Source organism: Dactylosporangium sp. CA-092794 (genome assembly GCF_050948465.1).
GTDB lineage: Bacteria > Actinomycetota > Actinomycetes > Mycobacteriales > Micromonosporaceae > Dactylosporangium.
In genome coordinates, this window is the sequence record NZ_CP192044.1 from 8,277,160 (window position 1) to 8,290,929 (window position 13,770).

Below are 13,770 nucleotides of genomic sequence, written 5' to 3' on the forward strand. Positions count from 1 at the left end.
ACAGCCCGTCACGCCCGCAGAGTCACCCGGAACCGGCGTACCGAGAGGTCGTTCACGCGGAAGGCTGGAGCACCGTCGAGCGCGCCGAGGAGCTCGACGGCCGCCGCGCGGCCCGCGGCGTCGCGTGCCTGCGCGGTCTGACCCGCCATGTGCGAGTAGACGGTGATCCCCTCGACGCCGCGGAGCGCGCTGTCGGCGGGCAGCGGCTCGACCTCGCAGACGTCGAGCGCGGCACCGGCGATGACACCGGTACGGACGGCATCGGCCAGAGCGCTCTCGTCGACGATCGCGCCACGCGCGGTGTTGACGAGCACGGCGGTCGGCTTCATCAGGCTCAGCGCTCGGGCATCGATCAGATGGTGGGTCGAGGGACTCAACGCGGTGTGGAGCGAGACGTAATCCGAACGGGACAGCAGAGTGCCGAGATCGACGAACTCCACCCCCGGCACCGGCGAACCCGGATCCGGGGCGATGGCGGTGCGGCAGAGCACCGTCATGCCGAAGGCCCGCGCGAGTGGCACCACGGCACGCGCCGCGGCACCGAACCCCACCAGGCCCAGCGTCGATCCCCGTAGCTCGTGTCCGTCCGTACGAGGCCATCCGCCGCCGGCCACGCCGACGGCCATCTCGACGAGGTGCCGGGAGGCCGCCAGGAGTGCGCCCATCGTGAACTCCGCGACGGCATTGGCATTGATGCCCGGGAGGTTGCTGACGAGGATGCCCAGCTCCGACGCCGCGGCGACGTCGACCGAGTCATAGCCGACGCCCGAGCGTACGACGGCTTTCAGGGTCGATGCCGAGGCGAGGACGTCCGCGGTCATCGGCTCGTTGGCGATGATCGCGCCGTCGATGCCGTCGAGCAGCTGGATCAGGTCATCGCGATCACGACGCCCGCGCAAGGGAGCGTGCACGGTGTCATGTCCCCGTTCCCGTAGATACCGGTCGACCGCGTCGCCCGGCCCGAGGTAGTCGGTGGTGATCAGAATGCGGGAGCTCACCGCGTCCCCTCCTGCACCACCGGGTTGGTGAGCGAGCCGATCCGCTCGATCTCGATCGTGCATTCGTCGCCCGGTTTCAACCAGATCTGCGGGTTGCGAAGCGCGCCGACGCCGTCGGGCGTACCGGTCACGATCACGTCGCCCGGCGTGAGCGTCATCACCTCCGACAGCGTGGAGACCAGGGTGGCGACGTCGAAGATCATGTCCTCGGTGTTGGCGTCCTGCAGGACCTCACCGTTCAAGATCGTCCGGATCCGCAAGCCTCGGCAGCCGTCGGGAAGCTCCTCGGGGGTGACCAGCTCGGGGCCGAAGGCTCCGGTCTCGTCGAACGCTTTGCCCATCGTCCATTGGGGGGACTTCATCTGGAAGTCCCGCACGGATCCGTCGTTGAAGACGGAGTAGCCGGCGACGTGGTTGAGGGCCTCCTCCTTGGCGAGGTGGCGGCCACCCGTGCCGATCACGACAGCGAGCTCGCACTCGTAGTCGAAGAGGTTGGAGGCGTTCGGCCTGACCAGCGGTGCGCCGTGCGCGACGGTGCCGTTGGCGAACCGCGCGAACACGGTCGGGTAGGTGGGCACCTCGAAGCTGCTCTCCGCCGCGTGTGCCCGGTAGTTGAGCCCGATGCACAAGATCTTGCCGGGGCGCACGACCGGCGGCAGCAGGGTCACCTCCGACATCGCGAGCTCCGGCGCCGCGTCGAGGATCTTCCCGAGATCGACGAGCCCGGTCTGGCGACCCAGGAAGGACTGCAGATCCCCGCCCAGATCAGCCGCGGGGAGCCCCCGGTAGCCGTCGCCGGACTTGATCCCGACGCCTTCCTCGTTGCCGATGGCGTAGCTGATGAATCGCATGTTCTGCTCCGGGTGGTCGAAGGGCGGGCTGTCGCGGACGTTGGGGCTCAGGCGACGTAGATCGCACCGGTGACGGCAGCGGCGGCGATCGCCGTCAGGGTGATTCCGATCAGCCAGGGAAGGGCGAAACGCTGCAACGACCCGAAGTCGGTGCGCAGCATCGCCGCCACGAGGTAGATCGGCGCGCTCAACGGGCTCAGTGTGTGGAGGTAGATGCCGGGGAGCACCGAGTGGGCGATCACCTCGTGCGGGATGCCGTAGGCCTTGCCGGTCTCCGCCAGCACCGGGACGACGCCGAAGTAGAAGCTGTCGTTGGACAGGATGAAGAGCAGCGGACCCGAGGCGAGAGCCGTCACGAAGGCGAAGCCGCTCCCCCACTCGTGGGGCAGATGGGCGACGAGGGCGTTGGCCATGGCTTTGACCATTCCGCTGTCGTTGAGGATGCCGGCGAAGGCGCCGGCGGCCAGGATGAGCGAGATGACCGTGACGACGGTGCCGGTGTGCGGCTTCAGCTTCTCGTTCTGCACCCGCAGGACCGGCCAGTTGACCGTGACGGCGATGGCGAACGCGATCATGGCCAGCGCGGGCAGGGGCAGGAGCTCGACCGCCATGCTGAGAATGAAGACGATGGTCAGCACCAGGTTGAACCAGACGTTCTTCGTCGGGGTGGGCGTGCGCGGCTCGTCGACGCTTGAGCCTTCGCCCTCGTCCTTCAGGGCGGCCTCGGCCTTGCGGGCGTTGATCCGGCGCCGTTCCCTCCGCCCGAGGAAGTACGCGAAGACGTGTGCACCGAGGACGGTCAGCACGAGAGCCGGCAGCATCGGGAGGACGATGTCGGAAAGGTCGATTTGGAGCGAGGTCGCCATCCGTGCGGCCGGGCCGCCCCACGGCAGCCAGTTCATGGTCGGGCCGATCATCGCGAGCATCAACGCGATGATGATGGGGTTCATCCCGAGCTGCCGGTAGATCGGGTACATGGATGTGATCACGATGAAGGCGGCCGTGGAGCCGTCACCGTCCAGTTGGAGAAACGTGGAAAGGATGGCCGTGCCCATGACGATCCGCACGGGGTCCTCCCCGACCACCGCGAGGATTTTGCGGACGAGCGGCTCGAACAGACCGCACTCGGTCATCACGAGAAAGTAGAGCAGGGCGAAGGTCAGCAGGACCGCTGTAGGGGCGGTCGCGACGATCCCGGACACCATCATGTCGCCCAGATGGGTGCCGAACCCGCCAATCAGTGCGAACACCGTGGGGACGAGGACCAGACCGGCGACCGCCGACAGCTTCCTCCACATCACGAGCACGGTGAAGACGACGATCGTCCCAAAGCCCAATAAAGCCAGCATGAGGCTTCCTCTCTGCACCGTTCGTGCAGCTATGGCCCAGGTGATGACGCAGCGGGCCCTCGGCGGACTTTGAGACTATGGACTTGTCATGTGGCGAGCGTCACACAAACCGGGGAGGCCCGTCCCCGGTTCGGGGGACGCAGCGCGACACGGCGTGCTAGGAGAGTCCGCGCTTGAGGATCTTGCCCGTGGCGGTCATGGGAAGCCCGGGGACGATGTCGACGATGTGGGGGTACTCGTGGGCAGCCGTCGTGCTTCGGGACCACGCCACGATCTCCATAACATGACTTGGTTTCGGCTACTGTATGAATTGCCAGTGGTGAGCGTCACGCCATTCGCGGAGACTTCGCCCCCCGATCAGGGGACGGCCGCTGCGTCGTACGGCGGCGAGACACAGTGAGGGAGCCCGAGGTTGGCAGCATGATCACGTCCGGGACGCGCTGGTCCACGCGACGCGACGAGGCGCCCGGCGTGATGCGGTCACTGTCGCGGCAGGCCCGCCTCGTCGCGCTGATGTGTCTCCTGGTCGACGTCGCGATTTTCGTCAACGCCACACCGGATCTGCCCGCCTCGGTCCGGATCGTCGCTCTGATCGCGATCGTGGGCGTCGACACCGCACTGGCCCTGCCGCCGAAGTACTCGGGTCCCGTGGCCGTGGCCCACGCGGTTGCGGCCGTCGGCCTGGCGCTCGTGCTCCGCTCGACACCCGACCCGAACTGGAGCCTGGCGGGCGGGATGATCGCCGCCTATCGTGTCGGCGCCTGGTTGCGGGACAGGTCGAGCATCGGCGCGCTCCTCGCTCTGGCGCTGGCGGCGGCGCTCGCGGAATCGGTGGCCAGTTTCTCCACCGTCCTCACCATCGCCATCGCCGCGGCGCAGAACGCGTTCATTCCGTGGCTGGTCGGCCGGTACACCTCGGCCCGACGCGGCTACATCTCGGAACTACGCCACAACCGCGAGCTCGAGCTGCGGGATGCCACCGCAGAGATGGAACGGGCCGCGGACAGGTTGAGGACGTCGATCGCACGCGACCTGCATGACGTCATCTCCCACCACGTGAGCGCGATCGGCGTGCACACCGGTGCGGCGCGGCTGAAGCTCGCCGCTCGGCCCGGATTCGCCGATCCTGAGATCGTCGACTCGCTCACGGCCGTCGAGACGTCCAGCCGCTCGGCGATGCTCGACCTCCGCCGGGTCCTCGACGTCCTGCACCGAACCTCCGACTCGACCAACCAGATCGGCATCGGCAACCTCGACGAGCTGTTCGAAGGCGTACGTCGCTCAGGATTGGCAGTGCGATTCGAGGTCTCCGGCACCCCGCGCGAGTTGCCCGGCTCACTCGATATCGCGCTGTACCGGATCGCGCAGGAGATGCTGACCAACGCTCTGCGCTACGGAGACGGGACGACCGTGGAAGTCGAGCTCGGCTTCGCCGAAGAGTCGGTGGTGCTGAGCGCGCGCAACGGCATCGGATCGCATACGGAGTACGACGACTGGTCCGCCTCCGGTCGTGGACTCGCCGGGATCCGAAGCCGTGCGGCCTTGTTCGGCGGCGGCGTCTCTCACGGCCCCGTGGCCGGGGGAAGCACCTGGGAGACGAAGGTCAACCTTTGTTCTGACACCCCATTGTCTGGAGAGACCTTGTGACATATCGCGTACTCATCGCCGATGATCACGCAGCCTTCCGTTCCGGCCTCCGTGCCATCCTCAGCACACAGCCAGACCTGGAATGCGTCGCCGAAGCGGCAGACGGGCAGGCCGCTCTCGCCGAGACTCTCCGGCTCCGTCCGGACCTGGCGATTCTTGACGTGCGGATGCCAAAGCTCGATGGCTTGGCCGCGGCGGCGGCGATCAGAGCCTCAGGACTCGCCGGCATCCGGATCATCATGCTGACGACGTACGACAGCGACGACTATCTCCACCGCGCGCTGACGTCGGGCGTGCAGGGCTTCGTGCTGAAAAGCCTCCCTCCCGAGGAGCTCATCGCCGCCGTGAGGGCCGCCGCACGAGGCGACTCCTACGTCGACCCGGCCGTGGTGCGGCGGCTCACGCCGCGCATCGCCGACGCCATCGCGCCGGTCGAGCAGCCGACCGCGGCGCTGCCGTCGCAACTGGCGCGGTTGACGGCGCGCGAGCATGAGGTGTTCCTGCTGATCGCCGAGGGCTTCACCAATCAGGAGATCGGCGCCACCCTCCACATCGGCGACGAGACGGTCAAGACCCACGTCTCCCGGATCCTCACGAAGCTCGAGTTGCGCCATCGGACACACGCCGTGCGCTACGCCTATCAGCACGGCATCGTTCGCGCCACCGACGGGCATGGGGCATAGTCACAATGCTGCCTTCCAGGATGCCGGAGACCGGACACTACCGGCCTGGCTTGGTCACCACCCCGGTGATTCGTCGATGCCGGATCCCCGGAACTCTCCGGTCATCGCCCCGGGTGGAAGCGTTGCGAGGTAGACCGGCGTCATCGCACCATCAGCCAGGCTGCGCTCACCGCGACGGTCCGTCGCAGCGTTGATATCGGTCGGTACCCGGCCAGGGGTGACGGAGTTGACCTGGATGCCGTCCTCCCGCAATGCCTCCGAATACAGCAGCGTGAGCACGTTCAGGGCTGCCTTGGACGAGCTGTAGGTCAGCGCTCCGATCTTGCGTTGCCGACTGTCCGGGGCGCTCAAGGCGGTCAGCGAGCCGAGGCGGCTGGCCATATTCACGATCCGACCGTTGGACGACTTTCGCAACAGCGGGATACAGGCCGAGGTCACCGTCACCACGCCGAAGACATTGACCTCGTACGTGGCGCGCATCTGGTCCGCCGTGATGTCCGGCACCGCGGTACCGATCTCACTTGAGATGCCGGCGTTGTTGACGAGCACGTCAAGACGGCCGGACTCAGCTTCGATGGTGGCGACCGCGGCTGCGACGGACCCAGGATCGGTGACATCGAGTTGGACGAATCGCACGTCCCCGCTGAATGCCAGCTGGCCGGCTGCCGCGCGGCCGCGAGCCTCGTCCCGGGCACCGAGGTAGACCCTCATCCCGCGTTCGGCGAGTTGCCGCACGATCTCGCGGCCGAGCCCCTTGTTGGCCCCCGTCACCAAGGCGATATCGGTCGTGGTCATGTCCACCGTCCCAGGGAGCGTTGAACATTGGTCCGTACTGCTGCGAAATCCGGGTATCCGTTGACGGCCATCAGCAGATCCGCCTCGGCGAGGAACATCCGCAACAGGTGGATCAACCCGGGCACGCCGTCGAGCGCGAGCCCGTAGACATAGGGGCGTCCGATGCCCACCATCGTGGCACCGAGGGCGATTGCCTTGACCACGTCGGAGCCGCTGCGGACACCGGAGTCGAAAAGGACCGGCACCCTGCCGTCGCAAGCCTCAGCGACCGCCGGCAGGAGCTCAAGGGCGGTCAGGCCACCGTTGGCCTGACGACCGCCGTGGTTGGAGCAGTAGATGCCGTCCACGCCGGCATCGATCGCACGACGAGCGTCCGTGGCGTGCGCGATCCCCTTGAGGATGATGGGGAGATCGGTCAGGGACCGCAGCCACTCCAGGTCGGCCCAGGTCAGCGGGTTGCCGAAGATCTGCGCCCACGTGCTCACGACGGTCTGAGGATCCTCCTTCCCGCCGAGGATGCGCCGGAAGACCGGGTCACTGGTGTAGTTCTTCAGCGCATGCCCGCGCAGCTGAGGGAAGCTGCCGCTGGCCAGATCGCGGGGTCGCCAGCCCGGGATCCAGGTGTCCAGCGTCACCGCGATGCCGCGATAACCAGCGTGCGTCGCGCGCTCGACGAGGCTGGCCGCCAGATCGCGGTCCTTGGGCGTGTAGAGCTGGAAGAAGCTGGGCGTCTCGCCGGCGTGCGCGATGACGTCCTCCAGCGGGTCCTGCATCAGTGTGGAGAACATGGCGGGCACACCGGTCGCCGCGGCGGCCTGGGCGACCGCGATGTCGCCGTGCTGGTCCTTGGTGACCAGCCCGGCGACACCGACCGGAGCCATGAAGATCGGGCTGGGGAGCGTCATTCCCCACACGGTGACCGACATGTCCCGCTCGCTCGCGCCAACCAGCATGCGGGGCACGAGACCCCACTCGGCGAAGACGTCGACGTTGCGACGCTGGGTCGCCTCGTCTCCCGCGCCTCCGGCGATGTACGACAGCAGCGAGGGGGGCAGTGTGTGAGCCGCACGCCGCTCGAGTGTCGCATAGTCCATCGGGAAGTCCGAGATGCGGCCATGCAAGGCACTGAAGTAGATCTCCAGCTGGTAGTCGCCGAACGACTGGCTCACGACTGCTCCCCTCAGGTGAGTTCGGTGTCGATGAGATAGGCGTACTGCTGCCCGGAGTGCAAGTCGCGCTCCTCGACGCCGCCCTGTGGCGACCGCCTCGGGTAGGAGATCTTCAGCACCTGCAGTTTCGGGACCGGATAGCGCGAGACCGTCTCGGCCTCGACACCATAGATCGCCGCGATCGCCTCCGCGCTCAGGGCCGGACTGTCGACGTACCGGTCGAAGCTCTCCTGGCTGTCGAACATCAGGTCGATCGTGACCCAGAAGGGGCCGGCCACCTTGGACCTGACGTGCCGGCAGACTTCCTTGACCTTAGGCATGGGCTGCCACCTTCGCTTCCACGTCCTGCACGTGCATTCGGACCAGTTCCAGGGGGTCGTCGATGCTCACCACGTGGTTGAGCACGAACTCGTAGACCGCCCCCCGATCGATGTCGCCGGGCGTGAACGGCCATCCGTAGCTCGGCAGCTCCATCCCCAGGCGCAGCGGCATGTGGAAGAAGTAGGGGTTGCAAGCCTTGGCGATCTGGCTCGCCAGCTCCTGCGTCTTCGCGGTGATGACGCACATCATCCCGATCTCGAGGGGAGTCGAGCCCGGCGGTGGCGTCGTGCCGCTCACCCCGTTCCAGCCGTACATGCGCAGCGAGATGTGGAACTCCTCCCGGCCCAGCCCCGTGGCCGACATCGCACGCTCGGTCAGGGCCGCCAACATCATGTTGTGGAAGAGCTCAGGTTCCGCGAGCACGTCCGGGTCGACGATCCCGACGATCATGATCGTCTGAAACAGATCCCCGGAGGCACCTTCCAACTTCATCGTGTAGGGCCTCGGAATCCACTTCGACCCCGTCACACGTACCTTCGACTCGGTCACCTGGATGTACTCCGATTCGGTGACGTCGAGTTCGCCGCCGGGCTCGGCGAGCCGCCACGGGTTCTTGTTCTCGTACAGGAGGTGAGCCGAGATGCCGTTGACCGTCGCCTTGGACTGCGGGTCCGCCGGCTCGACCTCGAACCCGTCAGCGTCGATCTGGAGCAGCATCCCGCGCTGCCCGTTGTTGGCGCTGGTCGCCTGGCCACCGCACTCGGCGATCTTGCCCGCGTGCCAGCTCGGGCCGGCCGGCGCGCCCTTCCACAGCGCAAAGGCCGCGATCACGGCCGGGTCGGAGGTGCGCCCGCCGATGATGATGTCGGCGCCTGCCTCCAAGGCCGCGAAGTACGGCTCGGGTCCCATCAGCGCGACGATGTGCAGACAGCGGTCGATCGTCGCCTCGTCCAGGTCGCCCAGCGGTGGGAGGCTGGAGATCTTTCCGTCCGCGAGCTTCCGCTTGATGAGCTGAGGGTCCTGCTCGGAGTACAGCAGCGCGATTTTCGGGGTGTACCCCTGTTCCTGGGCGATCTCCAGGACGATGTCGCGCGTCCAGTTGACGTTCAGGTCGCCGCCGGCCTGGCCGGAGGTACCGATCAGGATCGGAATGCCGGCCCGGTGCTGGGCACTCATCAGCAGCTCGAGATCCTTCTTCACCGAGCCCCGATCATTCTTCGACTTTCCGGTGGCCAGGTAGGCCGCGCCGCTGTCGGTCGAGCCGGCGTCCAGTGCCATCGCGTGGGGGTGACGTGCCAGTGCGTACTCGATCTCGTCGGGGAAGATCCCGACCCCCAAGGAGCCCTCAGGCACGTAGATCCTGACCGGCTCCCAAGGGCTTGTCGCGTTCAATGTCATTCCTTTCTTGCCGCCGCAGCGGATCAGTGCTGATTGGGTGGGACGGCGCTACCGGTCTTGCCGACCAGGAAGTCGAGGTCGCAGCCGTCGTGGGCCTGGTTGACGGTGTCGATGTAGAGCTTCGAATAGCCGCGGGTCGCCTTGGGCTCGGGAGCCTGACGCGCCGCGAGGCGCCGCTCCAGTTCGTCATCGGGGACCAGGAGGTCGAGCTTGCGAGCCGCGACATCGAGCTCGATGAGGTCGCCGTCGCGCACGACGGCCAGCACGCCTCCGGCCGCCGCCTCCGGTGAGACGTGGAGGGCGACCGCCCCGAAGGACGTTCCGCTCATCCGGGCATCGGAGATGCGGACCATGTCCGTGACGCCCCGTGCCAAGAGCTTGGCCGGGATCGGGATCATGCCCAGCTCGGGCATGCCGGGGAAGCCGCGCGGCCCGCAGTTCTTGAGCACGAGGACCGAGTCGGCGTCGACCTCGAGGCCGGGGTCGTCGATGCGTGCGTTGAGGTCGTCCTGGTTCTCGAAGACCACGGCCTTGCCGCGGTGCCTGAGGAGGTGCGGCTCCGCTGCGGACGGCTTGATGACCGCACCGTCGGGGCAGAGGTTCCCGCGCAGGATCGCGATTCCCGAGTTCGACTTGAACGGCTCGTCGAGCCCGAAGATGACGTCGCGGTTGTGGCACACGGCATCGGCGTTGATCTCCGCGAGGGTCTTGCCGGTCGCGGTCAGCGCATCGCCGTGCAGCAGTCCGGCCTCGCAGAGCTCGCGGATGACCACCGGCAGTCCGCCGGCCTCGTGGAAGTCCTGCATCAGGTAGGTGCCGGACGGCTGGATGTTGACCAGGGTAGGCACGTCCTGACCCAGCTGATGCCAGTCCTCGATGTCGAGCGGTACCTCCATCCGGCGCGCCACTGCGGTCAGATGGATCACCGCGTTGGTAGAGCCCCCGATCGCGGCGTTGACCTTGATCGCGTTCTCGAACGCCTCGCGGGTCAGGAGCTTGTCGAGGGTGAGGTCTTCGCGGACCATGTCGACGATGCGGCGCCCGACCATCCGGGCGAGCACGCGACGACGCGCATCGACCGCGGGGATCGCGGCGTTGTCCGGAAGGCCGACTCCCATCGCCTCGACCATGGCCGCCATCGTCGATCCGGTGCCCATCACGTTGCACACGCCGACGGTGCGGTTGAGGCAGGACTCGGCCTCCTCCACGTCGGCGACGCTCGCCCGGCCCGCGCGGACGTCCGCCGCGAGGTTCCAGACGTCCTTGATCCCGAAGGGCCGGCCACGGAAGCTGCCGTTGAGCATCGGCCCCGCCGAGAGGCCGATCGTCGGCAGGTTCACACTGGCGGCGCCCATCAGCAGCCCGGGCGTCGTCTTGTCGCATCCCATCATCAGGACGACGCCGTCGAGCGGGTTGGCGCGCAGGGTCTCCTCGACGTCCATGCTGCACAGGTTGCGCAGCAGCATGGCGGTGGGGCGGGTCAGCGTCTCCCCGGTCGAGATCACCGGGAACTCCATCGGGACGCCACCGGCTTCGAGGATTCCCTCCCGGACGTGCTGTGCCAGCTCGCGGAAGTGGGAGTTGCAGGAGGTCAGCTCGGACCAGGTGTTGCAGATGCCGATCACCGGGCGGCCGTCGAAATGGTCCTTCGGTACGCCGCGGCTGCGTACCCACGCCCGGTGTGCGAAACCCTTCGGGCCGCCGCCGCCGAACCAGTCCTGTGAGCGCAGGTCAGACATGGCTTGCCCGGCGGTGCTGGCCGTCGCGGTACGCCTCGAGCTCGGGCGCGTAGCCGAGGGTGTTCTCTTCCAGGGTTGTCCCGAAGCTGCGCGCGAGACACGACTGCAGGACGTAGAGCCCGTAGGTCAGGATGAGGTCGGTAATCCCCTCGGGACCGAACTGGTCGAACTGGCTCCAGTTCTCGTCCGAGATCCGGTTGTGGTGATACATGTCGTCGACGGTGCTGACGATGACCCGATCGAAGTCGTTGAGCGCCGTGCTCCGCGGGCCTTCGGCCACGCCGCGCAGGTCCTCGTCGGTGACGCCCAGCTGGAGGCAGGCCTTGCGGTGCTGGGACCACAGATACTCGCTGTCGCAGAGCCAGACTGTGCGCATGGCGGCGAGCTGCCAGACCCGTGGTGGCAGGCAGCTGTCGTCGATCGCGCGCTTGCCGAAGGGCGACATCGACCTGAGGAAGTCGGGATAGTTGATCATCGCCTTCTGCAGCTTCGAGGTGGTCGGCTTGCCCCGCCGTCCCATCCGGTTGGCCTGCTCGATCTGCTGCGGGCTGAGCAGGGAGTAGTCGGCCTCGAAGACGCGCTTGGGGATCTCGCGCAGGGGCGTGCGGCCGGAATTCGCCGAGACGCTCGCCGGCCGGGGCACGCCCCACCCTGGGACAGTGTCCTCGAACTCGACGCCCATGCTGTTCACCGCGGCCGAGAGCGTCACGAAGAAGCCGTAGGTCGTCATCAGGTCCATCACCGCGTTCGGCCCGAGCAGGCCGACCCGGTACCACTTCTCCTCGCTCAGGTAGTGGGTGTCGTGCATCTCGTCGATCGCCTCGACCAGATGCCGCTCGATGCTGGTGAGGGCGTCGTACTCGCCCGCGGCGATCGCGCCGACCTGGGCCTCGGTGATCCTGCCGCCAAGTGCCTCCTGGCGGATCTGGGCCCAGAGGTACTCGCAGTCGCACAGCCAGGTCGTGCGCAGCGAGGCCAGCGCGGCCAGCGGCTTCGGGAGATCCGAGGTGAGCGTCACCCGAGTGCCGATCCGACCGATGGAGCGCACGAACTCGGGGTAGTTGAGGAAGGTCCTCATCATGGCCGAGGTGCCCTCCTCGCCGTACGGCCCCATCTTCACCCGGATTGCCTCCTGTCGCTGGGAGAGGCTTCCGAAGTCCACGGGCTTCACCCGCGTCGGATATCGCATGGTCTGTTGATCTCCTCAGATCCGTCGGTGGTGGTTCAGGTCTCGGCTCAGGGCAGGGCTCAGAGCGGGGATGGCACGAGCGCATCGATCAGGTGCGGTCCGGGTTCGGCCACGGCGCGTTCGAATTGCTCGGCCAGCTCCTCGGCGGTCGTGGCGCGGGTCGCGGGCACGCCCATGCCCTCGGCGATCTTGACGAAGTCAATGTCGGGCCTCGAGAGATCGAGCAGTTCGTTGGCCATCGGGCCGTGCCCCTCGGCGCCGACGCGCTGGAGTTCCATCCGCAAGATCGCGTAGGCACGGTTGTTGAGCACCACGGTGGTGACGTTGAGGTTCTCCCGGGCCTGGGTCCACAGCGCCGAGATCGTGTACATCGCGCTGCCGTCGGACTGCAGGTTGATCACCGGACGGTCCGGCGCTGCCACGGCCGCCCCGGTGGCGACCGGCATCCCGAATCCGATCGAGCCGCCGGTCAGGGTCAGCACGTCGTGGCGCGGCGCGCCGGCGGTGGCTGCGGGAAGGAGCAGGCCGGAGGTGTTCGCCTCGTCCGCGATGATCGCGCGCTCGGGCAGGAGCGCCCCGATCACCTCGACCCAGCTCTGCAGGGTCAGCGGACCCGACGGCAGGTCGGGGCGCGCTGCCGCTTGGAGCACCGGCTCGGTCTTCGCGGCGACCAGTTCGGCCAGGTCCTCCAGGGCCTGGACGACGTCGTCCGCGTCGTCTGCGAGCACGTGGACCTGCGCCCTCCCGGGCACGAGCACGCTGGCCTTGCCAGGATAGGCGAAGAACGAGACCGGCGACTTCGCCCCGGCAAGGATCACGTGGGCCGCTCCGTCGAGCTGCCGCGTTGCCAGCTCGGCGAGGTAGCCGAGCCGCTCCACCGCGGGCAGGCCCGCGCCGCGCTCGAGACGTGCGGGAAATGTCTCGACCAGCGCCCGGGCGCCGGTGGCCTGGGCGATCCGGCTGGTGGCGCGCAGGCCTGCCTCGCGGCAGGCGGCGCCCCCGATCAGCAGCGCGACGGTCTCGCCGCCGGCCACGATGTCCGCGATCTCCTGCACCGTGGCCGCTGCGACCGGCCGGGGTCCGTTCGGCTCGACGGGCTCGGCGGTCTCTCCGCCCTCACCCCACGAGACGTCCGCCGGCAGGATCAGCGTGGCGATCCGGCCCGGCGCATCCTGCGCGGCCGCGACTGCCCGGGCCGCGTCGGCGCCGACATCCGCAGTCCGCTCGCAGCGGTGCAGCCAGCCGTTGAGGCTGCCGGCCACGGCGCTGATGTCCGACTCGAGCGGCGCGTCGTACTGCTTGTGGTAGGTCGCGTGGTCGCCGATCACGTTCACGATCGGCGAGTGCGCCCGGCGCGCGTTGTGCAGGTTCGCCAGCCCGTTGCCGAGCCCCGGGCCCAGGTGCAGCAGCGTCGCGGCGGGCTTGCCGGCGATGCGCGCGTAGCCGTCGGCGGCACCCGTGACGACGCCTTCGAACAGGCCCAGCACACCGCGCATCGCGGGCACGGCGTCGAGCGCGGCCACGAAGTGCATCTCCGAGGTGCCGGGGTTGGCGAAGCACACCTCCACCCCGGAATCGACGAGGGTGCGGATCAGTGACTGCGCACCATTCAGCTCGGTCATCCCGGTCGT

Annotated in this window: 12 protein-coding genes; 2 read left to right on the forward strand and 10 right to left on the reverse strand. The window is 67.9% G+C overall.

Features of this window, described 5'->3' with window-relative positions; all coding sequences use genetic code 11:
* Positions 1-8 precede the first annotated feature (8 nt).
* Genes ACQPXD_RS35440 through ACQPXD_RS35450 form a run of 3 tightly spaced genes read right to left on the reverse strand, consistent with a single transcriptional unit; the run spans position 9 to position 3,216 of the window.
* Positions 9-998 (reverse strand): phosphoglycerate dehydrogenase, encoded by a 990-nt coding sequence (locus tag ACQPXD_RS35440; protein ID WP_432825741.1) that lies wholly within the window; start codon positions 996-998, stop codon positions 9-11.
* A complete protein-coding gene (locus tag ACQPXD_RS35445) occupies positions 995-1,849 on the reverse strand; it encodes a fumarylacetoacetate hydrolase family protein (protein ID WP_432825743.1) in 855 nt (284 codons plus the stop codon). The genes ACQPXD_RS35440 and ACQPXD_RS35445 overlap by 4 nt, the downstream gene beginning before the upstream one ends.
* Before the next feature lie 47 nt (positions 1,850-1,896).
* Positions 1,897-3,216: a CitMHS family transporter gene (locus tag ACQPXD_RS35450; RefSeq protein ID WP_432825745.1), complete on the reverse strand. Its 1,320-nt coding sequence runs from the start codon at positions 3,214-3,216 to the stop codon at positions 1,897-1,899.
* A 402-nt stretch (positions 3,217-3,618) separates the two neighbouring features.
* Between ACQPXD_RS35450 and ACQPXD_RS35455 the strand changes: the two genes are divergently transcribed.
* Both ACQPXD_RS35455 and ACQPXD_RS35460 read left to right on the forward strand, forming a co-directional pair.
* On the forward strand, positions 3,619-4,845 hold the full coding sequence (locus ACQPXD_RS35455; RefSeq protein ID WP_432825747.1) for a sensor histidine kinase: 1,227 nt from the start codon (positions 3,619-3,621) through the stop codon (positions 4,843-4,845).
* Positions 4,842-5,528, forward strand: a complete 687-nt coding sequence (locus ACQPXD_RS35460) for a response regulator (protein WP_432825749.1) — start codon at positions 4,842-4,844, stop codon at positions 5,526-5,528. The genes ACQPXD_RS35455 and ACQPXD_RS35460 overlap by 4 nt, the downstream gene beginning before the upstream one ends.
* A gap of 54 nt (positions 5,529-5,582) precedes the next feature.
* Here the strand turns inward: ACQPXD_RS35460 and ACQPXD_RS35465 are convergent, their stop codons facing one another.
* The 7 genes from ACQPXD_RS35465 to ACQPXD_RS35495 all read right to left on the reverse strand — a co-directional run bounded on the left by ACQPXD_RS35465 (position 5,583) and on the right by ACQPXD_RS35495 (position 13,761).
* The gene (locus tag ACQPXD_RS35465; RefSeq protein ID WP_432825751.1) at positions 5,583-6,323 is read right to left on the reverse strand and encodes an SDR family oxidoreductase; all 741 of its coding nucleotides are present in this window, start codon (positions 6,321-6,323) and stop codon (positions 5,583-5,585) included.
* Positions 6,320-7,492 (reverse strand): alpha-hydroxy-acid oxidizing protein, encoded by a 1,173-nt coding sequence (locus ACQPXD_RS35470; RefSeq protein WP_432825753.1) that lies wholly within the window; start codon positions 7,490-7,492, stop codon positions 6,320-6,322. The genes ACQPXD_RS35465 and ACQPXD_RS35470 overlap by 4 nt, the downstream gene beginning before the upstream one ends.
* 11 nt (positions 7,493-7,503) lie before the next feature.
* Positions 7,504-7,812, reverse strand: coding sequence for a DUF4387 domain-containing protein (locus ACQPXD_RS35475; protein WP_432825755.1), 309 nt, complete (start codon positions 7,810-7,812; stop codon positions 7,504-7,506).
* Complete coding sequence (locus ACQPXD_RS35480; protein WP_432825757.1) at positions 7,805-9,166, reverse strand: acyclic terpene utilization AtuA family protein; 1,362 nt, start codon at positions 9,164-9,166, stop codon at positions 7,805-7,807. The genes ACQPXD_RS35475 and ACQPXD_RS35480 overlap by 8 nt, the downstream gene beginning before the upstream one ends.
* Positions 9,167-9,234: 68 nt before the next feature.
* Positions 9,235-10,950: an IlvD/Edd family dehydratase gene (locus tag ACQPXD_RS35485; protein ID WP_432825759.1), complete on the reverse strand. Its 1,716-nt coding sequence runs from the start codon at positions 10,948-10,950 to the stop codon at positions 9,235-9,237.
* A complete protein-coding gene (locus tag ACQPXD_RS35490) occupies positions 10,943-12,139 on the reverse strand; it encodes a carboxymuconolactone decarboxylase family protein (RefSeq protein WP_432825761.1) in 1,197 nt (398 codons plus the stop codon). The genes ACQPXD_RS35485 and ACQPXD_RS35490 overlap by 8 nt, the downstream gene beginning before the upstream one ends.
* A 59-nt stretch (positions 12,140-12,198) precedes the next feature.
* Positions 12,199-13,761, reverse strand: a complete 1,563-nt coding sequence (locus ACQPXD_RS35495) for an acetolactate synthase large subunit (protein ID WP_432825763.1) — start codon at positions 13,759-13,761, stop codon at positions 12,199-12,201.
* Positions 13,762-13,770: the final 9 nt, after the last annotated feature.